Origin of the sequence: Victivallis vadensis, assembly GCF_003096415.1 — a bacterium.
GTDB lineage: Bacteria > Verrucomicrobiota > Lentisphaeria > Victivallales > Victivallaceae > Victivallis > Victivallis vadensis.
Map to the genome: position 1 here is coordinate 97,773 of NZ_QEKH01000013.1, position 19,230 is coordinate 117,002.

At 61.8% G+C, this 19,230-nt stretch carries 19 protein-coding genes; 7 read left to right on the plus strand and 12 right to left on the minus strand.

The window, feature by feature from the left end; translation table 11 throughout:
• Positions 1–90: 90 nt before the first annotated feature.
• Genes C8D82_RS09365 through coaE form a run of 3 tightly spaced genes read right to left on the minus strand, consistent with a single transcriptional unit; the run spans position 91 to position 2,946 of the window.
• Positions 91–402, minus strand: coding sequence for an FtsB family cell division protein (locus tag C8D82_RS09365; protein ID WP_116884017.1), 312 nt, complete (start codon positions 400–402; stop codon positions 91–93).
• 29 nt (positions 403–431) lie between these two features.
• Positions 432–2,345 (minus strand): transcription termination factor Rho, encoded by a 1,914-nt coding sequence (gene rho / locus C8D82_RS09370; RefSeq protein ID WP_116884018.1) that lies wholly within the window; start codon positions 2,343–2,345, stop codon positions 432–434.
• Positions 2,346–2,352: 7 nt separating this feature from the next.
• Positions 2,353–2,946 carry a dephospho-CoA kinase gene (gene coaE, locus C8D82_RS09375; RefSeq protein WP_116884019.1) on the minus strand — a complete coding sequence of 198 codons (594 nt, stop codon included), beginning with the start codon at positions 2,944–2,946 and terminating at the stop codon, positions 2,353–2,355.
• Positions 2,947–3,117: 171 nt separating this feature from the next.
• On the opposite strand from coaE, the gene C8D82_RS09380 reads away from it, so the two are divergent.
• On the plus strand, positions 3,118–3,678 hold the full coding sequence (locus tag C8D82_RS09380; protein WP_165832971.1) for an NUDIX domain-containing protein: 561 nt from the start codon (positions 3,118–3,120) through the stop codon (positions 3,676–3,678).
• Positions 3,679–3,866: 188 nt separating this feature from the next.
• On the opposite strand, the gene C8D82_RS09385 is transcribed toward C8D82_RS09380, so the two are convergent.
• Positions 3,867–4,580, minus strand: coding sequence for an LOG family protein (locus C8D82_RS09385; protein ID WP_116884021.1), 714 nt, complete (start codon positions 4,578–4,580; stop codon positions 3,867–3,869).
• A 151-nt stretch (positions 4,581–4,731) separates the two neighbouring features.
• Here C8D82_RS09385 and C8D82_RS09390 point away from each other — a divergent pair, with 151 nt between their 5' ends.
• Positions 4,732–5,430 (plus strand): hypothetical protein, encoded by a 699-nt coding sequence (locus tag C8D82_RS09390; RefSeq protein WP_133245136.1) that lies wholly within the window; start codon positions 4,732–4,734, stop codon positions 5,428–5,430.
• 12 nt (positions 5,431–5,442) lie between these two features.
• Here the strand turns inward: C8D82_RS09390 and C8D82_RS09395 are convergent, their stop codons facing one another.
• The 3 genes from C8D82_RS09395 to C8D82_RS09405 form a co-directional block, all read right to left on the minus strand.
• Entirely contained in the window at positions 5,443–7,092 is a 1,650-nt protein-coding gene (locus C8D82_RS09395) for an ArnT family glycosyltransferase (RefSeq protein WP_116884023.1), read from the minus strand.
• A 73-nt stretch (positions 7,093–7,165) separates the two neighbouring features.
• On the minus strand, positions 7,166–7,969 hold the full coding sequence (locus C8D82_RS09400) for a metallophosphoesterase family protein (protein ID WP_116884024.1): 804 nt from the start codon (positions 7,967–7,969) through the stop codon (positions 7,166–7,168).
• A gap of 76 nt (positions 7,970–8,045) precedes the next feature.
• Positions 8,046–8,795: an SDR family NAD(P)-dependent oxidoreductase gene (locus tag C8D82_RS09405; protein WP_165832972.1), complete on the minus strand. Its 750-nt coding sequence runs from the start codon at positions 8,793–8,795 to the stop codon at positions 8,046–8,048.
• A gap of 234 nt (positions 8,796–9,029) precedes the next feature.
• Here C8D82_RS09405 and C8D82_RS09410 point away from each other — a divergent pair, with 234 nt between their 5' ends.
• The 5 genes from C8D82_RS09410 to C8D82_RS09430 all read left to right on the plus strand — a co-directional run bounded on the left by C8D82_RS09410 (position 9,030) and on the right by C8D82_RS09430 (position 14,352).
• Positions 9,030–10,025, plus strand: a complete 996-nt coding sequence (locus C8D82_RS09410; protein WP_116884026.1) for a LacI family DNA-binding transcriptional regulator — start codon at positions 9,030–9,032, stop codon at positions 10,023–10,025.
• Positions 10,026–10,039: 14 nt separating this feature from the next.
• The gene (locus tag C8D82_RS09415) at positions 10,040–10,717 is read left to right on the plus strand and encodes a prepilin-type N-terminal cleavage/methylation domain-containing protein (protein ID WP_116884027.1); all 678 of its coding nucleotides are present in this window, start codon (positions 10,040–10,042) and stop codon (positions 10,715–10,717) included.
• A 50-nt stretch (positions 10,718–10,767) separates the two neighbouring features.
• On the plus strand, positions 10,768–12,210 hold the full coding sequence (locus tag C8D82_RS09420; RefSeq protein ID WP_165832973.1) for a glycosyl hydrolase family 28-related protein: 1,443 nt from the start codon (positions 10,768–10,770) through the stop codon (positions 12,208–12,210).
• The gene (locus tag C8D82_RS09425; protein WP_116884029.1) at positions 12,207–13,856 is read left to right on the plus strand and encodes a right-handed parallel beta-helix repeat-containing protein; all 1,650 of its coding nucleotides are present in this window, start codon (positions 12,207–12,209) and stop codon (positions 13,854–13,856) included. The genes C8D82_RS09420 and C8D82_RS09425 overlap by 4 nt, the downstream gene beginning before the upstream one ends.
• Before the next feature lie 82 nt (positions 13,857–13,938).
• Entirely contained in the window at positions 13,939–14,352 is a 414-nt protein-coding gene (locus C8D82_RS09430) for an EamA family transporter (protein WP_116884030.1), read from the plus strand.
• Here C8D82_RS09430 and murJ read toward each other — a convergent pair.
• From murJ to ribD, 5 genes are read right to left on the minus strand one after another with little or no spacing between them, the layout of a single operon-like run.
• On the minus strand, positions 14,349–15,971 hold the full coding sequence (gene murJ / locus C8D82_RS09435; RefSeq protein WP_116884031.1) for a murein biosynthesis integral membrane protein MurJ: 1,623 nt from the start codon (positions 15,969–15,971) through the stop codon (positions 14,349–14,351). The genes C8D82_RS09430 and murJ overlap by 4 nt on opposite strands.
• Before the next feature lie 7 nt (positions 15,972–15,978).
• A complete protein-coding gene (locus C8D82_RS09440) occupies positions 15,979–16,698 on the minus strand; it encodes a pyridoxine 5'-phosphate synthase (protein ID WP_116884032.1) in 720 nt (239 codons plus the stop codon).
• Positions 16,692–17,516, minus strand: coding sequence for a hypothetical protein (locus C8D82_RS09445; RefSeq protein WP_116884033.1), 825 nt, complete (start codon positions 17,514–17,516; stop codon positions 16,692–16,694). Before C8D82_RS09445 ends, C8D82_RS09440 begins: the two co-directional genes overlap by 7 nt.
• Positions 17,513–18,163, minus strand: a complete 651-nt coding sequence (locus tag C8D82_RS09450) for a riboflavin synthase (protein WP_116884034.1) — start codon at positions 18,161–18,163, stop codon at positions 17,513–17,515. The genes C8D82_RS09445 and C8D82_RS09450 overlap by 4 nt, the downstream gene beginning before the upstream one ends.
• Positions 18,164–18,166: 3 nt before the next feature.
• Entirely contained in the window at positions 18,167–19,207 is a 1,041-nt protein-coding gene (gene ribD, locus C8D82_RS09455; RefSeq protein ID WP_116884035.1) for a bifunctional diaminohydroxyphosphoribosylaminopyrimidine deaminase/5-amino-6-(5-phosphoribosylamino)uracil reductase RibD, read from the minus strand.
• Positions 19,208–19,230: the final 23 nt, after the last annotated feature.

Below are 19,230 nucleotides of genomic sequence, written 5' to 3' on the forward strand. Positions count from 1 at the left end.
GAGATAAAAACTGACGGTTCGCGGTTGAATTTCCCTTGGTATTTATAATATATAAATAACAATGCGCAAATGCAACGGCGGAATGTCAAATTATTTCGCTTTTTCCGGGACCTGATAACGGATCACACTTTCGTTGTCTCCGACCAGGCCGAACTTCTCGCGGGCGACCTTCTCCACCGCCTCCGGGGAACGCTTGAGATCGGCGACCTCGGTGTTCAGGCGCGCCGACTCCTCCCTGCGGTCATTGAGCCGGGCGTTGAGGTCGTTGAGCTCGGTCTGCTTCTTCCGGTAATCCTGATAGACCGGCCACAGCATGATCGCCGCGGCGGCCACCACCAGCAGGACCACGAGAAAGAGCAGATACGCCGACACCGTCGAATTTTTTTTACGCAGGTCCGCCATAATCGTTTCCCTTTCGAGTTGCCGGAAAATCAGTTGTTCCCGGGTTGAAGCGTCAACAGAAATTCGATGTTGGTCTTGACCTTCTTCAGGCGGCCGAGCAGCAATTCCATCGCTTCCGCCGGCGGAACGCCGTTGATCGCCTTGCGCAGGATCCACACCTTGTTGAGTTCATCCGGATGGAGCAGCAGCTCCTCTTTGCGGGTGCCCGATTTTTCCACATTGATCGCCGGGTAGATGCGCCGGTCGGAAACGTTGCGGTCGAGGTGCAGTTCCATATTGCCGGTGCCTTTGAACTCCTCGAAGATCACGTCGTCCATGCGGCTGCCGGTTTCCACCAGCGCGGTCGCGATGATGGTCAAACTGCCGTGGTTCTCGATGTTGCGCGCCGCTCCGAAGAACCGCTTCGGCTTGTGCAGCGCGGTCGCGTCCACACCGCCGGTCAGGATCTTGCCGCTGTGCGGCTGCAGCGTGTTGTAGGCGCGGGCGAGACGGGTGATGCTGTCGAGCAGGATCACCACATCCTGTTTGTATTCGACCATGCGCTTGGCCTTTTCGATCACCATTTCGGCGACCTGAACGTGCCGCTCCGGCGGCTCGTCGAAGGTGGAGCTGACCACTTCGGCGTCGACGCTGCGCATCATGTCGGTGACTTCCTCGGGGCGTTCGTCGATCAGCAGAATGATCAGCTTGACCTCCGGGTTGTTGGCGCGGATACTGTTCGCGATTTTCTGGAGCAGCACGGTCTTTCCGGTGCGAGGCGGAGCGACGATCAGGCCGCGCTGTCCTTTGCCGATCGGCGTGACCAGGTCGACGATCCGGGTGGAATAATCCGCAGGATCGCGCTCCAGCACCAGCCGCTGGGTCGGGAAGTAGGGGACCAGGCTGTTGAAGGGGATGATCTCCTTCTTGCGTTCGGGCGAGTCATTGTTGATGCTCTCGACCTTCAGCATCGCGAAAAAGCGTTCCTTTTCGCGCGGGGTACGGATCTGGCCGGCGATGAAGTCGCCGGTTTTCAGCGCGAAACGCTTGATCTGCGACGGCGACAGATAGATGTCCTCGGAACAGGGCAGATAGCTGTAGGAGGGCGACCGCAGGAAGCCGAAACCGTCCGGCAACACTTCGAGGTAGCCGGAGCCGAACATCTGGCCGCATTTTTCCGCATTGGCCCGCAGAATCTCGCACACCAGCGTCGACTTATCCAGCGCGCCGATGCCCTCGATGCCGAGTTCGGCCCCCATCACGGCAAGCTCCTGCATCGACTTTTCCTGAAGCTCGCTGATGTTCAGCGAGGGACCGATATGATCGCGCTGCGGCTCTTCGCGCTGTTCATCGCGCGGCTCACGGTTATTATAATTTTCACGCGGTTCACGGTTGCCGTTATAGTTTTCGCGCGGTTCGCGGTTGCCGTTATAATTTTCGCGAGGCTCGCGGTTGTTGTAGTTTTCCCGCTTATTGTAATTTTCGCGTTTGTTGTTTTCGCGCGGCTCACGGTTGCCGTTCTCCTGGAATTCCCGGGGTTGGCGGTTTTCACGGTTGTTATTGTCGCGATTGTTGTTTTCGCGACGGGGGCGCCCACGGCGGGGAGCCGCCTGACCGTTCTCCTCCGCGGAGTTCTCCTGACGTTTGCGGACCGGCGTTTCGCGGGCGGGTTCCGAAAGCTCCTCCAGCAGAAGTTCGCGCATCACCGCATCGGAGGTCGCCGCTACTTCAGCCTGCTGGTCGGCCGGAGCGGCAACCGGTTCCGCAGCCGCAGCGGCGGGAACCGCTTCCGGCTCCGGGATGAACGGCAGGTCGGCAGTCAGTTTTTCGGCGGATTCCGTCTCGCTTTTTTCCGCGGGAGCAGTCTTGGCTTTGGGTTTGCGGCCGCGGCGTTTCGGGGCTGCGGGCTGTGAAGTTTCGCTTCCGGCCTCGCCGGCCGGAAGAAGTTCGGTGATTTCATCCATGTTTTCGTTACCTTAATTGTAATTGACTGATAAGCAGATCGATCTGGCGTTCAAGCTCTTCGCGGCTGCTGTTGTTGATCAATGCATAGTCCGCGCGCTCCAGCTTCACGTCGGAAGCCAGCTGCCGGTCTTCCCGCTGCCGGATCTCGGCGGCGGTAAAGCCGCGCGCGGCGGTCAGCCGGGCATGGCGGACCTCTTTTGCCGCCCAGACGGCAACCGTCGCGTCAAACCACGATTCATACCGTTCTTCATAGAGCAGCGGAACCTCGACCGCTCCATTCAGTTCACGTTCTTTCCACGAGCCGGTCAGCGTCCTCAGTTTCTCTCCGAGCCGCGGGTAGATCAACCGGGTCAGTTCGGCCAGTTCTCCCGGATCCGAAAAGACGATTTTCCCCAACGCGCGGCGATTTACACCGCCGGTGGCGTCAAGCACCTGTTTTCCCCAGCGTCCGGTCAGAGCCGAGAGAAACGACGGATCGCGTTCCTGATAGAATTCATGACAAAGCTGATCGGCATCGGCGGTTTGCCAGCCCCGTGCGGCAAAATGCGACAGGACGGCACTTTTACCGCAGCCGAACGCGCCGGTAATTCCCAAAATCATAAAAATAAAAACTTCTCTCGCGTCCTCGGCTGCCGATGATACCGCCGCCGTGGAGTGGCTTATTGAATTGCTTGGAAATAGGATTTGAAAAGATTTTATTTTAACTTAACTTGAAATCTCCATTTTGCAAGTGCATCTTAAAAGAAATTCAGTAATTTTATGGATTGTGCCATGCAGCAAAAAATATTGTCCCGCAGTGTGATCGGCGCCGGAAAGTTTCTGGTGCTGAAAGATTTGTCCTTCCAGGACGACCGGGGGCGCCTCCGCCACTGGGAAGCCGTGGACCGTGACGGCGAGGCTTCCGCCGTATTCATCATCGCCCGGATCGTGCCGGATGACGAGATTCTTTTCGTGCGCCAGTTCCGCCCGCCGACGGGCAGGCTGATGCTGGAATTCCCCGCCGGTCTGATCGATCCGGGCGAAACGCCCGCAGAAACCGCAGTCCGCGAGCTTTACGAAGAGACCGGTTATCACGGGAAAGTGCTCTCCGTCTCATTGCCCGGCTACAGTTCCCCCGGGCTTACCGGCGAAGCGATTTCACTGGTGACCATGGAAGTCGACGGAGACGCTCCCCGGAACCGGAATGCGACTCCGCATCCGGAAGACAGCGAGTGCATCGAGTGTTTCCGGGTTTCCCGCACTCATCTGGCCGAATTCGTGAAACGTCAGGAATCCGAAGGAGTCGGCATCGACTCCAAAATCTACACGATGATCGTCGCGCTGCAACTCTGAATTCCTCGTCCAGGAAAGCAGCAGTTCAAAGGACCCGGAGGGTAGTGAGCACGGGATCGGCGCTTTTCGAATAGCTCCGGGGGAGATGTCGCGCACCTCTCCCGGTTCCCCTCGCCGGCGCCTGAGAACTTATCCCCCAATAAGCCGCCCCGTCCTGATTTGCGGCGGGCCGGCAGCGGGCGCCCCGCTCACTTGTTTTCGGAACGCACGGTGCCGTTGCGGCCGTAGCGGTGACAGGCCTGCAAATAGGAAACCGCGTCTTCGGCGGAGTCGACCAGGTGATAAAGCCCCTGATCAAACTCGGAAATCATCCCCGCCGAGACGAGGGTTTCCTTGATCCAATGCAGGAAGCCGTTCCAGAACTTCTTGCCTACGAGGATGACCGGAATCGGGTTGATCTTGCGGGTCTGGATCATGGTCAGCACTTCCGCAAGCTCATCCAGCGTGCCGAAGCCGCCGGGAAACACGATCACTCCGCTCGCGTACTTCAGAAAGCAGACTTTGCGGATGAAAAAGTAGCGGAACGACAGCGAATCAGTCTGATACTCATTCGGATGCTGCTCCATCGGCAGTTCGATATTGAGACCGATCGCCCGGCCGCCCGCCTCTTTGGCTCCGCGGTTGGCGGCCCCCATGATGCCCGGGCCGCCGCCGGTGATCACGCCGTAGCCGGCTTTGACCAGCATCGCGCCGGTCTGCCGGGCGGCCTGATAATCCGGAGAATCCTCCGGAGTCCGGGCGGAACCGAACACCGCCACCAGATTGTCCGGCATCCGGCTCATCGTTTCAAAAGATTCGACAAACTCGGACATGATGCGCAGAATGCGCCAGGAGTCCACCGGCATAAAGTCGGTATTGGCATAGTATCCCCCCCCGGGATGGGGTTCAAATTGTTCACTCATAATCCATATCTCCTCAATTCTTGAAATATCTCACCGTGGAGATGAATATAGCCGTAATTGAACGGCCTGTCAAGTCAATTTACTTTTGAGACTTGAAAAATTCGGATCATTGAATTATAATAACAGCAAACACGCGAACCGGGAGGTCGTCATGATGAAACCATGCTTATTTCTGCTGGCCGCAGCCTGCTGCGGAGTACTGGCCGCCGGAGAAACTCCGGAACCGCCCGCCCCGCCCTGGGGCAAACTGATCCTGGGGCCGGACACCACCGTCCCGGAAGTGATCGGCCATGTGATGCCGCACCATGTCCCGGCCGTGCTCTCCTCGGATTCTTCCGCGGCGCTCCGCGCCAACCTGGCCGGAGCGGTACCGGCGGGGGATCTGGTGCTTTCCCCGAAAGGCGGCAAAGACGCCTCCATGCTGATCCGCAGCGGCTCCACCGTGATCTACAATGATCCGAAGACGGGAACCACCTTCAATTCGACCGACGGCAAACCGGGAATTCCGATGTTCCTTCACAATGCCAAAGGAGAAGTGGTCGGACCGGTGGCCGTCTCGCCCGACGCCGGTTCCGCCCATTCCGCAATGCCGAAAAATCCGGAAAGCAGCTCAAAACCGGTAAGCCGACAGGTCTCCCCGGTTCCGGACACCTCATCGCGGCGCACGTTCAGCAATATGCCGGAAAAGCCGGATACAGCTCCGTCCCCGGCGGAAGAAAAGCCGTCGCCGCGTACTCCGTCGCCATATATCAGCAACTCTCCGTCGCCGCACAGTTCGATGCCGTCGTCGCCGTCGGGAAGCAGTTCCGGTTCAAGGCCGTTCCGCGCACCGTCACCATACATCAAATAGCGGCGGCCCGAATCAGATCAGCGGAGCGGGCTGCGCCTTGCGTTCCCGCTTCACTCCTTTCCACAAAGAGAGGCGGTGGTTGCGGTAGGAGTAATCCGGCGGCAGCAGGTTGCTCCAGCTGCGGTCCGGATACTGCGGAAATTCGGTGCTGATCAAATAAACCGTCTCCTGATCCTCCGGCAGTTCTTCCAGACTCTGAAGCTTCACCACTTTCGCGCCGGAGTAGAAAAGTTCTCCGTAAAGGTCAAGGATATTGCTTTTGTACAACGTGCCGCCCGGCTGTCCGTCGAGCGCCCGCCGGATCGTGGTTCCGAACTCCCGCTTCACCTCCTCCTGCGCCCGGTAGGGATGCATCACAATCCCATAGAAAATCCCGGCCGCCGCCGTAGTCGTCAGCAAAATCAGCCAGACCGGCTGGGTTTTGCGGGAGTAGTGCAGAAATACGGTCAGCGAAAGCAATACGGCCACGGCCACCAGCGCCGTCAGCCGGAATTCGGGGGCGAGCCGGAAATCCAGCGTATTGTTCAAACTGATGAACCAGCTCAGCCACCGTTCCGGCGCGAAGCAGATGCCGCCGACCGCCAGCGCCAGCCCCACCGTGAAATATTCGCAGAAAACCAGCAGTTTGCGGACCTTGATCCCATAGCGGCGGATTCCGAGTTCGTAATTGATTCCGACCAGGATCGACAGCGGCCCGAGCAAATAGAAAATCTCACGCGGCTCTCCCTGCGGCAGCAGCCACAGCAGCGCCAGCGTCGCAAAGGTCAGCGTCCGCAGATAACGGCTGAAAATCGGCGTCGTATCCAGCGCCTGAAGCGCCACGCAAAACGGCATCCATGCGATCAGCGCCCACGGCAGCAGCCGGACCGGCAGCATCACCGGAAAAAGCAGCACCTCACTGATATAATCCCACAGCGTCGAATCCGCCCAGCCCAGATACTGAAACGGCACCCGGTGCGACATCAGCCAGAATGGAGCCCCCCAGACCAGCACCGCCGCCGCCAGCAATGCCACACCCACCGGAAATCCGGGTTTCCTGAACTTCGACTTCACCGACAGAGGCCGGCGGAAGAAGAACATCGGAAATACGAAATACAGAATGATCAGGAAGCCGCCGGTGAAAAAACCCATCGCCAGCAGCGCCGAACCGACGATCCACGCCGCATTCCAGTTGGTCTGCCGGATGCCGAACTGAAAGAACAGCAACTGCGCCGACAACAGAAAAAAAGCGTTGGTCGTGGTCGGATATCCCTCGATCCCCTTCTCCAGCGCCAGAAACGTGCCGATGTACATCGCGGCGGCCACCAGGCCGGCCCGGTAGGAGCGTTCGCTGGCTGCCGCGAAGTAGACGATCACCGCCGTCGCGGCCATCATCAGCACGGACAGAAAACGGAGTGAAAACTCCATCGGCATGCCCAGCACCTTCTGAAAAACCGAAGCCATCGCCGGAAAGAACGGAAATACATTCTGGATTGCGACGCCGTGCGCGGTCACCATCGGCATGGAGGGGTCGAATTCCGTCGCCGAAACCGCATACAGCCCTTCGAGGCGGAAAAGCTCCCGGTCGCCGAGCAGCCACGGCTGATAAATGGCGATGAAGGCCGCGATCAGAATGATGACCCCGGCCCAGCGCGGTATTGATTTTTCCGAATAGATTCCCATGGCGTCATTTAATATAAGGCCGCCACCGTCAACTTGCAACCGCAAACCGCGGAAATCTTGGGCGGCAATCGCCTCAGAGCGCAATCGTGCGGAACCGGAAGGGCCCGCCGGCCGGATCGCAGTCGACTTCGACCATGCTGCCGTTGCGGGTCACGGAACCGGCGCAGCTCTCGCCGCGTCCCCTTTCATCGACCTTCAGATAGGGCCGGTGGACATGGCCGCACAGCGACAGGTCGATTTTACCCTCTTTCATCAGTTCCAGAATCCGTTTCTGCCCGAACAGCCGGTGACGCATCCGCAGGATCGGATGCTCCTCGAACATCGGATAGTGCGACAGCAGCACCCGCGGTCCCCGTTTCGGCGCGGAACAGACCCGGTCCAGATACTCCGAATCGCGCGGATCGACGAAGCCCCATGAGCAGAGCAGATTGGAGGGGCGGCTGCAGTTCAGCAGCAGGAACTCCACGCCCGCGTACTCCCGCACCAGCGGCAGTTCGGCGAATCTGTAGTCGCCGCGCGACAGGTATTCGACCATCTCATTGACCGCGCGCACACACTTCGGCCGCTTCACGTAACAGTCGTGGTTGCCGGGCAGATAGAGCAGCGGAATCGAGGAGTCGCGCAGCGGCTGCAGGATCGGCCGCACCTGCTCGAACTCCCCCGGCTGGCCGGTGCTGGTCAGGTCGCCGGTGCAGACCGCCACATCCGGCTTCACGTCGAGGATATAGTCGACCGCTTTTTTCAGCTTGGACATGTCGTGCCGGAACTGGCGGCGGAATCTGTAGTTGAACACGCCGACCCAGCGTTTGTCGACATAGGCGAGCCAATCCTCGGCCGGACCGCCGGCATGCGGATCGGAAAAATGGATGATCTTCATCGGAAATCCCGTATTAGCTGACTGTCTTTTTCCATAAGATACCCGCCGCGCGGAGTTCTGTCAAGGCGCAAAGCGGCTATTTCAGCTGCCAGACCCGGCGGTTGATCCTCTCGCAGCAGCCGGGGAACCAGCGCGCGAACACGATCGCGAACCAATACCAGCCGGGATAAACCAGCTCCCGCTTCCGCTTCCGGTATGCGTTGAACACTTTCCGCGCGAAAACCTCCGCGCTGGAGCTGGTCCGGCCCGGCGTCTCCGGCGGCTTGCGCCCGCCGAGGGCCCGGCTTGAAAATCCGGTGTCCACCCGCCCCGGACACACATTCAGCACATGCACGCCGCGCCCGGCCACCTCCATCTGAAGCGTGACCGAAAACATCCGCAACGCCGCCTTCACCGCATTGTACGCCCCCATGCACGCCACCGGGATATAAGCCGCCGCGCTGGAAATATTGATCACCGCTCCCCGCGCCGCCGCCACACAGCCGAGCAGCTCCTTCGTCAGCGCGACCGGCGCGAGAAAATCCAGTTCCACCTCCCGCCGCAGCTCCGCGTCGGAAAGCTCCTCCCAGGTCGCGTAAGAGCCGATCCCGGCATTGTTGACCAGCACGTCCACCGCTCCGAAGCGCGTTTCGATCTCCTTCGCCGCCGCCCGCAGCTCCTCCGGATCGGTCAGATCGGCCGCGATGAACTCATCGGCCAGCCCCTGTGCCGGAGCTTTCCGGCACAGAGCCACGACATGAAAACCGTTCCGGCGGAACTCCGCGGCCATCGCCGCCCCGAGCCCGCTGGAAGCCCCGGTGATCACCGCTGTCTTTTTATGTTCCATCCGTTGCATTTCCGTAGTTGACTTCATCATCTTCATAAGATATCCCCGGCCGCGGCCAAAATCAAGCACCGCCGTTTTTGCGGGGGTTTTATTCCCTTTTTGTAAAATTCATACCGGATTTCACAAAAAAAGTACAATTTCTTCTATCCGGATATTGACAAACGGGAACTTTTGATCCATAATAAAAGAAACAATCAAAACGTTTTGATTGATATATGAAATCCAGTTGGGATCATGACGAAAAAAACGACAATCATCGATGTGGCGAAGGCGGTCGGAGTTTCTCCGAGCACCGTTTCGCATGCGATCAGCGGCAAGCGCGAAATCAGCACGGCGGTCAAGCAGCGGATTTTTGAAAAGATCCGGGAGCTGGACTACCGGCCGAACTTCTTCGCACAGGCGATGAAGAACAGCTCCACCCGGCTGATCGGCATCGTCGCGGACGAGTGCCGCAATCCCGGCCCGGCGCTGCTGATCGACACGCTGACCGCCGAACTGGCCCGCCACTCCTACGAGGCGGTGGTCGGGCTGACCGGACTGAACCTCGAAAAGGGACGGGAAATGCTGCGCCGTTTTTCGACCGGACTGGTGGACGGCATCATCAATCTGCTGCCGCAGATCGATTCCAACGAGGCGGAGCTGCTGTGCGGCACGGTTCCGGTGGTCACCCATCTGCGCGACAAGGCCGCCCCGCTGCGGCTCGACTACGAAGGGATGACCCGCGAACTGCTGGAATACCTCTGGAGCAACGGCCACCGCCGGATCGGTTATATCGCATCGCGCACTCGGCTTTACGGACTGCCCGACCCTTCCATCTCAGTCTACGCCGCCTTCATGGAGAGCCGCCGCGAACCGCACACCTCCCGGCTGATCTTCGAAGGGGAGGATTCGATCGAAAGCGGCATTGCCGGAGCCGAAGCGATCTTCAGCCGGGAGCGGGTCAGCGCCATCTTCACCGGCAACGATCAGATGGCGTTCGGCGTCTACCGCTGGGCTTTTGAAAAGAGGCTTTCCATCCCGGAGGAACTTTCGGTGGTCGGTTTCGACGATGTGCCGCAGGCCGCGACAGTCATTCCGCCCCTGACCACCTTCCGCTTCCCGGTGCGGGAGGTCGCGGAACACGCAGTCCGGCTGCTGCTGGCCAAACAGCAGAAAACCTTCCGGCCCGAAGAGAGCCGAACCTTGCACATGCAGATGACAGTCCGCAACTCGGTTACCGTAAAATCATAACAGGAGATCCACATATGAAACGAATTTTTACATTAATTGAGCTGCTCGTGGTGATAGCGATCATCGCCATACTCGCGGCGATGCTGCTGCCCGCGCTGAACCAGGCTCGTGACAAGGCGCAGGCCATCAAATGCGTCAGCAACCTGAAGCAGATCGGAGTCGCCCATCTCGGATACGCGCAGGACAATCAGGACTGGGCCACCAGCCCGCGCGCCAACCATTTCGGCAACGGGCGCTGGTATTTCGGAGTCATCCCCTATCTCTCCTCCATTGATACGACCATCAACAAGGGAAATTTCAATTTCAACGACGGCGGCGGCGGAGCGGCGGCGGCCGGGCGCATCAACAATGTGCTGAAGTGCCCCAGAGCACGCCGCACCCATGCGTACGACGGCGGCACCTACCGCGCCTTCAACTACGTCTACGATACCGCTTTCGTCGAGGAGTTCAACGGCCGTTCTTCCACTCAGGCAAACGGATGGTCGTTCAAGATCACCAAGCTGAAGCGCCCCACCATTGCGCCGCAACTGACCGACGGCTGGGATAATTTTGAATTTACGACCGCCAATATGTCGACCCGGGTTGACTACCCGCACTCCAACACGACCAACGTGCTGTACTATGACGGCCATTCCGCCCGCGCGCCGATGGCGCCGCTGACCAGTGAATTTGTCCGGGGGATCGAAAAATGAAATTCCGCCGCCTCTTTTGTTCTACCGTACTGCTGCTGGGAGGGATCATAATGAATGCCGCGGTCATCGACGTGACGAAGTTCGGAGCGAAAAACGACGGCTCCGGCGACAACGCCGCCGCGCTGGACGCGGCCGTGCGCGAACTCAAAGCCCGGAACGGCGGCGAGCTTTACTTCCCCTCCGGCGAATACCGGATCACCACCCGGCGGCGCGCCGCACTGCTGCTGGACGGCCTCTCCGACGTCACGATCCGCTTCGCCCCCGGCGCGGTGCTGCTGATGGACAACCTGCAAAAGGACGGCAAAGGCGGCGGCCACGGCGTCGTGGTCCGCGGCCCCGCCGCCAACATCCGGCTCGAAAACGTCCATGTGAAGTGGGCGGTCAAGGCGAGCTCGCGCAGTTCCGGCGACGCGTTCCGGTTCGAGGGCTTCCCCGACGACGCGAAAACCATCTCCCGCATTTACCTGCTGAACTGCACCGGTGAGAACAGCCCGCAGACCGGCGCGGTGTTCATGGGCTGCTCCGATATTTTCGTGAACAACTTCAGCCCGGTGAACACCTGGGCGGACGGGCTGCACTTCAACGCCTGCCGCCGGGTCAGCGTCGACGGGGTGCGCGGCATCGGCAACGGCGACGACACGCTCGCCTTCGTGACCTACTACGCGGAAAAGTTCACCGGCCAAACCGGCACCGTGTTCTCCTTTCCCGACCTGAACGAGTGGTGCAACTCCGACAGCAACGCGGTCAACATCACTTCGCACGGCGGGCACGCCAACGGGATGCGCATCTCCGGCGGGTTCAACATCAACATCTCCAATATCGCGGTTTCCGGGAAATGGGCGGGCATCCAGCTCGACGCGGCCCGCGCCACCACGGAGAGCCGCGCGGTCGGCTGGGGCTACCTCGCCTCGCGCAATATCAACATCTCCAACGCCTCGATCCGCGACTGCGACATGGGACTGATCGTGCGCAGTCTGAACATCCTGCCCGACGCCCCCGCCGAAAACTGGGAGTTCGCGCTGAATGTCAACAATTTGAATGTCAGCCGGATCAAAGGGCTCGGCATCGACATCCAGAGCGTCGCCGGCGTGACCCTCTCCAACGTCCGTTCCGACAGCCGGATCAGGCTGCGGAACCTGCGCGGCCGCATCGCTTTCGCCAACCTCTCCCTGACCGGCGCGCCGCTGGAACTGCTCGGCATTCAGGGCAGCAGATTCTTCGGCTACGAGCACAATATGGAGCCGAAACCGGTCGAAGCCGCCTCCCCCGCCGAAGTCGCCGCCGGGAACCTGCACCTGACCGGGCTTGACCTGCGCAACGCCCCGCTGTCGATCGACCGGATCGCCGGGCTGACGCTGACCGACAGCCGCACCGACTCCGCCGTCACGATCCGGACCAGCCGCGACGTGGAGCTGCGCGGCTTCCGTACTGCGGCGGCTCCGGCGGTCGCCGACAGTGAAACCATCCACCTCAACGGAGTTCTCCTCAAATGAAATTCGCCTGCACCCTTCTCTGCGCCTCGCTGCCCGCGGCCACGCTGCTTGCCGGGCTTGACGTCAAAACCTTCGGTGCCGCCGGGGACGGCGTCGCCGACGACTCCGCCGCACTTCGCAAAGCGGCCGAACGCCTGAAAGCCGACGGCGGCGGCACCCTCGATTTCCCGGCGGGAACCTACCGGATCGGCACCCGGCGCGGCGGCCCGGTATTCGACGGCGTCAGCAACGTCAGGATCAACTTCGCCCCCGGTGCGGTGCTGCTGATGGACAACCTCGAAGCCGACGGCAACGGCGGCGGCCACGGCCTCACCTTCCGCGCTCCCGCCGAAAACATCGAACTGTACAACGTCAGCATCGTCTGGAAAAACAGGCCCAGACGCCGCAGCATGGGCGACGGCCTGCGCTTCGAGGGGTTCCCGCAGGAGGGCAAAACCCTGCGCAGCATCCGGCTTGAAAACTGCCGGGTCGAAGCCTCCGCCCAGACCGGAGCCGTGCTGATGGGCTGCTCCGACGTGACGGTCAGGAATTTCACGGTCAAAAACAGCTGGGCGGACGGGCTGCACTTCAACGCCTGCCGCAACGTGACGGTCGACGGAGTGACCGGCGAGGAGACCGGCGACGACACACTCGCGTTCGTGACCTATTACGCGCCGGAATTCACCGGCAAAACTGGCACCGTGTTCTCTTTGCCCGATCTCGGCGAATGGAACAATTCCAATTCGAGCGCGGCCAACATCCGTTCCGCCGGGGGCCGCGCCAACGGCATCCGGATCGCGGGAGCGAAAGACCTGAAAATTTCCAATGTCGAAGTCGAAGGCAAAAGCTCCGGCATCATCGTCGACGCCGGAGCCGTCGGAGCGCGCCACAAGTGGCAGTACCTCGCCGGCCGCGGCATCGAAATCCGTGACGTGAAGCTCAGGAACTGCGACACCGGCTTCTACGTCTGGCAGTTCAACGCCGGACTGGACGATCCCAGGTTCGCCGGATTCGACGTGAAGTGCGAAAACTTCGCCATCTCCGGCTGCCGCAACGACAGCGTCCACCTGAGCGGCGTCTCCGGCGTCCGGCTGAAGAATTTCCGCACCGACGGCTGCCGCTGGCGGTTCCGCACCTTCCGCGACTGCGCCGTGGAACAAGCGGCGATCGCGGGAGCGCCTTTCCTGCTGATCGGCGACGACGCCCCGGTCAAGCCGGAGGAGTCCGCCCGGCTCGCGGCGAACCGCACCCGGCTGGACGGCGTGGCCCTGACCGGCGGCATGCTGGAGATCCAGAAGTGCCGCGGCCTCGACCTGCGGAAGGTCGACATCACCGGAACTCCGGCCGGAGCCGTCTTCGTGCGCCAGACCTTCGACAGCTCTTTCCGGGAGTTCAAACTGGCCGGAATCAACCGGGAAAACAAACCCGGCACCTTCGCGATCCGGCTGCTGCAGAGCCGCGGCCTGCAGTGGAACCAGGTCGAAGTCACGGCAGCGCACCCGCTTGCCGCCGTGTTTGAAATCGGCGGCGGCAACGCCAAGCTCCGCAGCGGCGATATCACCGTCGAAAACCTCGCCGCCGTTCCTGAACCGACTCCGCCGGTACGGTTTCAGGGCGGACCGTTCGCGCCGGAAAACTGCACCGTTTCATCGCCCTCCTCCGATTAAAATCTGGTCATCCGGGGATGAAAAAACGGTTCCGCGGCAGTATAGTACCGGAACCGTTTTTTTCATGGGAGGATTCTGTGACATGTGGAAATATTACGCGCTGCTCTCCGCCGTGTTCGCGGCGCTGACCGCCATTCTGGCCAAGGTCGGCGTCCGGGATATCGACTCCAACCTCGCCACCGCGATCCGGACCACGGTGATCCTCGCGATCACGTGGGGAGTCGTGTTTGCCACCGGCATCGGCGGCAAGCTCCGGGAGCTGACCGGACACAATCTGCTCTTTCTGGTCCTCTCCGGCATCGCGACCGGCCTGTCATGGCTCTTCTACTTCAAGGCGCTGCAGACCGGCGACGCCTCCAGAGTCGCGCCGATCGACAAGCTCAGCGTCGCGATCACGATCTTCCTCGGCATCGTCGTGCTGCACGAACAGGTCAGCTGGAATGTGATCGTCGGCGGGCTGCTGATCGTCGGCGGTTCGCTGGTGCTCCTGCTTTAGAGCTTCTCCGTTTTTTTCCGGCGGCGCACGATGTCGAAGAACTCGCGCGGCTCGGCGGCGCGCAGCAGGAAGCTTGCGCCGAAGTAGAGGCCGCCGAAAAGAGCCATCAGCGCCACGAAGGCCGGAAACTCCCCGAACCACGGCAACTCCAGCATCCGGCGCAACTGCGGATACAGGAAATACAACCCGACGCCGACCGCTCCGGCCAGCAGCAGCGAACGCAGCCCGGTCAGCAGCATCAGCCGCCCCTGCAGATTGAAGCCCTCCCGGTGCAGCAGCGTGATCAGAATCGTGTTGTTCAGCATCGACGCGAGCACCGTAGAGAGTGCTATGCCGCCCTGTTTCAGCGTCCACATCAGACAGAGGTTCAGGATGATGTTGCACGCGATGGAGACCAGCGAGGAGTAGAGCGGAATCTTCATCATCTTGCGCGCATAGTAGACCGGCAGCACCACCTTGAGCACGCAGAACGACGGAATCCCGGCGCCGTAGAAAATCGCCACATAGCGGGTCGCCTCCAGATCGCTTTCGGTGTAATTGCCGCCGAGGCAGAGCATCCGGATCAGCGGCTGCCAGAAGAGCATCACCAGCACCGCCATCGGAATGCACACGAAGTAGACGTGGCGCAGGCTGAACACCAGATCCTCCGCCAGCTCCTCGCGGCTGCCCCGCGCGGCGGCCTGCGCCATATTGGCCATCAGCACCGAACCGAGCGCGAGCGCGAAAATGCCGATCGGCAGGTCGACGATCCGGTCCACGTTGTTCAGCGCCGGAACCGCCTGCGGCCCGAGCCAGATCGCCAGCATCCGGTCCACCAGAAAACTGATCTGCAGCGCCGCGCCGCCGATCATGCCGGGCAGCACCAGCTTCCAGAGCTGTTTCAGGATCGCGCAGTCCCGGAAGCTCTCCCGCTTCAGCGACGGGAAGCGGCCGTGATACCACAGCAGCAGCAGCATCAACACCAGCTGCAGCGCCCCCGAACCGAGCACCAGAAACGACAGCACATTCAGGAATTGCGGCAATCCGGCGGGCGGAATCGCCCGATAGTATCCCCAGCCCAGCCCGCCGATCAGGAAGAAATTCAGCAGCAGCGCCCCCAGTGCGGGCAGCACGAACTCCTTGCGGGTATTCAACACCGCGCCGACCACGCCGACCAGACAGATGAAGAATGCGTACGGCATCAGCAGCGGCAGGATCGCCAGCACCAGCTGCATGCGCTCCGTCGCAAGCAGCGGAAACATCGCCGCACCGGTTTCGGAGCGGGCGAAAGCGCGCAGCCCGAGCGCCCCTCCGGCGATCAGTGCGACCACCAGCGCGAGAATCAGGCTCAGCACCGCAAAGACCACGCCGAGGTCGCGCCGCACCTTGTCGGGGCCGTGCTCCGCCTCCGCCTGCGCGACCAGCGGAATCAATGCGGTTCCGAGCGCCCCCTCCCCCAGCAGCCGCCGGAAGAGGTTCGGGATCGAAAAGGCGAGAAACCACGCGCTCGCGACGCTGCCGCCGCCGAGCACCCGCGCCTCGAACATCACACGGACCAGTCCGAGCGCCCGGCTCAGCAGCGTCGCGAACGCCACCCCCAGCGAACTTTTCAGGAATCCGGTCTGCCGTGCGTGAGCCATCGCGGAATCAGAACCGGTAAGGCTTCATCAGTTCGATCATCTCGCGGACGGCCTGCTCCATGCCGACCATGATCGCGCGCCCGACGATGGAGTGGCCGATGTTCAGTTCGCACAAATGCGGCACTTCCAGAATGCCGTCGATGTTTTCGTAGTCGATGCCGTGGCCGGCGTTGACCCGGATGCCGAGCTTATGGGCATACTCCGCCGCCTTCTTCAGCCGTTCCAGCTCGGCGGCGCGGGCGGCTCCGGCGGTGTTGGAATAGGTGCCGGTGTGCAACTCCACATAGTCGGCGCCGGCCTTCGCGGCCGCGTCGAGCTGAGCAAGGTCGGGATCGATGAAAAGGCTGACCACGATGCCCGCCGCCTTCAGGGTTTCGACCGCCCTGCCGACCTTTTCCAGCTGCCCGGCGACGTCGAGGCCGCCCTCGGTGGTCAGCTCCTGCCGCTTTTCCGGCACCAGACAACTGCTGTGAGGCCTGAGTTCCAGCGCGATGCGGACCATCTCGTCGGTGACCGCCATCTCCATATTCAGCCGCCGCACCTGTTTCGCCAGCAGCGCCAGATCGGCGTCCTGCATATGACGGCGATCCTCGCGCAGGTGCGCGGTGATGCCCCACGCCCCGGCTTTTTCGGCGAGCATGGCGGCCTCCAGCGGCTCCGGCTTCGCGGCCATGCGGGCCTGGCGGACCGTCGCGACATGATCGATATTCACTCCGAGATTCAGCATAATAACAACCCTCCTTCTTCCTCTTCGGGTATTGCAACTTCCTGTTTTCCCAGCAGCGGAGCGGCCATATTGACCAGACTTTTCAACTGCCGTTCCTCGCCGTTGAACCACGCGGGAGCCAGAATCACCCGCCGCGGCCCCGGCAGCAGCTCGCCGGACTCCTTCAAAACCCGGTTCACCGCCTCAAAATCCACCTGGCGCCGTTCCGCCATCGAAAATTCCAGCCGCCAGAGCTCATTGCAGAACCGCAGCGGCTTCAACGCCTCTTTATTCAGCCGCGCCATCCCCGGTTCCAGCGGATGCAGCTCCAGCGCGAACGCCACCGCGGGGCAGAGACAACTCCGGCGGAATTCGACGAACCGCGACAACTCCGGCTTTCCCGGCTCCGGCGGCAGCCGCAGCGAAAACCGCAGCGTCAGGCGGAACTCCGCCAGAATTCCCCAGCACGCCCGCAGCAGCCGCATCAGCTCCGCGGCATACCGGGCGTCGCCGAACGCCGTTTCCAGATCGAACGACACGCCGATCTCCTGCGCCTTCAACTCCGCCGCCCGGCGGCAGCGCGCCCGGAAGAGCTTCGTGAACTCCAATTGCAGCGCCAGTTTCTGGGTCGGCACCAGCCGCGCCAGCTCCGGCGGCACCAGATCGTGTACCGACAGCGCCAGCCGGTCGGGAGCGAACCGGTTGACCCGGCGGCGCGCCGTGCTGCTGTCGAGCATCTCGCCGGAGAATTCCAGTTCCCGGAACTCCGGCGGCAGATGGTCGGGCAGCGCCAGCAGCGCCCCTTCGCGATCGATGCCGATGCCGAGCCGGACCGTCATAGGAACCCGGCCTCCCGCAGGGTGTCCATCGAAATCGACGACTCCCGGCGCTCCGGCGCACCGGAACGGAATTCCAGCTGCCGGATCACATATTTGCCGATCACGTCGCCTTCGAGATTCACCGTCGAACCCGGCTCCCGGTCGGCCAGCGCGGTATCGCTGCGCGTGACCGGAATCAGGTGCACGGTAAAATGAGTTTCCCCGACTTCCACCACCGTCAGCGACACGCCGTCGATCGCGACGCTGCCCTTTTCGACCACTTCGCGGGCCAGCGATGCGGGCAACGTCAGCTTCAACTCATAGTCGCCGTCGGCGCGCTTCGAATACGAGATCACCTCGGCGGTCGCGTCGACGTGGCCGGAGACGATATGGCCGCCCAGCCGGTCGCCGAGCCGCAGCGCCCGCTCCATATTGAGCTTCGCGCCGACCGGCAGGAGTCCGAGATTGGTCCGCTTCAACGTTTCGGAGAGGGTGTAGAACTCCAGCGTCCCGTCCGGCAGCTCCCGTTCCAGCGTCAGGCAGCAGCCGTTCACGGCGACGCTTTCGCCGTACCTCAGCGCCTCCAGCTTCTTCGCCGGACGGATGCGAAGCCGTTCCGCGCCGCGCCCGCAAAGGGTTCCCACTGTTTCGACCAGACCGGTAAACACCTGCTATTCCTCCAAATATCCGGATATCGCGATATCCTCGCCGTAATGGGTGACCTTGACCCGGTGCAGCTGCTGCGCAAGCGCCATCGAATCGGGATTGTCGCCGCCCAGCACCGGACGGCTGTCCCGCCCGCCAAGCAGCTTCGGAGCGATATGGAACTCCACATAATCGACCGCCCACGCCTGCAACGCGGAGGCCGCCAGTTCGCCGCCCCCCTCGATCAGCAGACAGGTGATCTCGCGTTTGCCGAGTTCGTCGAGCAGCCGTCCCCAGTCCTCCTCGCTTTCCAGCCGGACCAGTTCGGCGTTGCCGTCGGGAAAATACTCCTCAAGCTCCTCCTCGTCCATGCTGCGGCTGGCGATCAGCCGCAACGGCTGGCACGGCCAGGAGTCAGGTTCGCGCACGGTCAGCAGCGGACGGTCCTGCCGGACGGTTTCGCCGCCGACCATGATCGCGTCGCTGAGCCGCCGGAGCTGCTGCACCCGCCGCCGCGCGTCGGGGCCGGTGATCCACTTGGATTCGCCGTCGGCGGTCGCGATCTTGCCGTCCAATGTCATCGCCATTTTCAGGATCACGAAGGGGCGGCCGGTGGTGATCCACTTGAAGAACGGCCGGTTGATCTCGCCGCAGGCGGCACGCTCGACGCCGACGGTGACCTGAATGCCCGCCTCTTCGAGCAGCTGGACGCCGCGCCCGGCATGTTTCGGATTCGGGTCCAGCGAACCGATCACCACCCGGCTGATGCCGGCGGCCCTGATCGCATCGGTGCAGGCCGGAGTGCGGCCCACCGTCGAACACGGTTCAAGCGTCACATAGATGGTGGCGCCCTTCGCGTCAAGCCCGTGCTTTTCCACATCGATCAACGCGTTGATTTCGGCATGCGGCTCCCCGGCTTTGCAGTGATAGCCGCGCCCGATGATCTCGCCGTCGCGGACGATCACCGCGCCGACCATCGGATTCGGACTGGTCAGGCCCCATCCCATTCTGGCCAGGGCCAGCGCCTCCAGCATAAACTTCTGGTCACATCTGACAGACTCGCTCATATCCCTCGTTTGGTTCAGTTCCT

Excerpts from the sequence above, each read along its gene's own strand:
- C8D82_RS09365 (WP_116884017.1), bottom strand. The coding sequence starts at position 402 with ATGGCGGACCTGCGTAAAAAAAATTCGACGGTGTCGGCGTATCTGCTC.
- rho (WP_116884018.1), bottom strand. The coding sequence starts at position 2,345 with ATGGATGAAATCACCGAACTTCTTCCGGCCGGCGAGGCCGGAAGCGAA.
- coaE (WP_116884019.1), bottom strand. The coding sequence starts at position 2,946 with ATGATTTTGGGAATTACCGGCGCGTTCGGCTGCGGTAAAAGTGCCGTC.
- C8D82_RS09380 (WP_165832971.1), top strand. The coding sequence starts at position 3,118 with ATGCAGCAAAAAATATTGTCCCGCAGTGTGATCGGCGCCGGAAAGTTT.
- C8D82_RS09385 (WP_116884021.1), bottom strand. The coding sequence starts at position 4,580 with ATGAGTGAACAATTTGAACCCCATCCCGGGGGGGGATACTATGCCAAT.
- C8D82_RS09390 (WP_133245136.1), top strand. The coding sequence starts at position 4,732 with ATGATGAAACCATGCTTATTTCTGCTGGCCGCAGCCTGCTGCGGAGTA.
- C8D82_RS09395 (WP_116884023.1), bottom strand. The coding sequence starts at position 7,092 with ATGGGAATCTATTCGGAAAAATCAATACCGCGCTGGGCCGGGGTCATC.
- C8D82_RS09400 (WP_116884024.1), bottom strand. The coding sequence starts at position 7,969 with ATGAAGATCATCCATTTTTCCGATCCGCATGCCGGCGGTCCGGCCGAG.
- C8D82_RS09405 (WP_165832972.1), bottom strand. The coding sequence starts at position 8,795 with ATGGAACATAAAAAGACAGCGGTGATCACCGGGGCTTCCAGCGGGCTC.
- C8D82_RS09410 (WP_116884026.1), top strand. The coding sequence starts at position 9,030 with ATGACGAAAAAAACGACAATCATCGATGTGGCGAAGGCGGTCGGAGTT.
- C8D82_RS09415 (WP_116884027.1), top strand. The coding sequence starts at position 10,040 with ATGAAACGAATTTTTACATTAATTGAGCTGCTCGTGGTGATAGCGATC.
- C8D82_RS09420 (WP_165832973.1), top strand. The coding sequence starts at position 10,768 with ATGAATGCCGCGGTCATCGACGTGACGAAGTTCGGAGCGAAAAACGAC.
- C8D82_RS09425 (WP_116884029.1), top strand. The coding sequence starts at position 12,207 with ATGAAATTCGCCTGCACCCTTCTCTGCGCCTCGCTGCCCGCGGCCACG.
- C8D82_RS09430 (WP_116884030.1), top strand. The coding sequence starts at position 13,939 with ATGTGGAAATATTACGCGCTGCTCTCCGCCGTGTTCGCGGCGCTGACC.
- murJ (WP_116884031.1), bottom strand. The coding sequence starts at position 15,971 with ATGGCTCACGCACGGCAGACCGGATTCCTGAAAAGTTCGCTGGGGGTG.
- C8D82_RS09440 (WP_116884032.1), bottom strand. The coding sequence starts at position 16,698 with ATGCTGAATCTCGGAGTGAATATCGATCATGTCGCGACGGTCCGCCAG.
- C8D82_RS09445 (WP_116884033.1), bottom strand. The coding sequence starts at position 17,516 with ATGACGGTCCGGCTCGGCATCGGCATCGATCGCGAAGGGGCGCTGCTG.
- ribD (WP_116884035.1), bottom strand. The coding sequence starts at position 19,207 with ATGAGCGAGTCTGTCAGATGTGACCAGAAGTTTATGCTGGAGGCGCTG.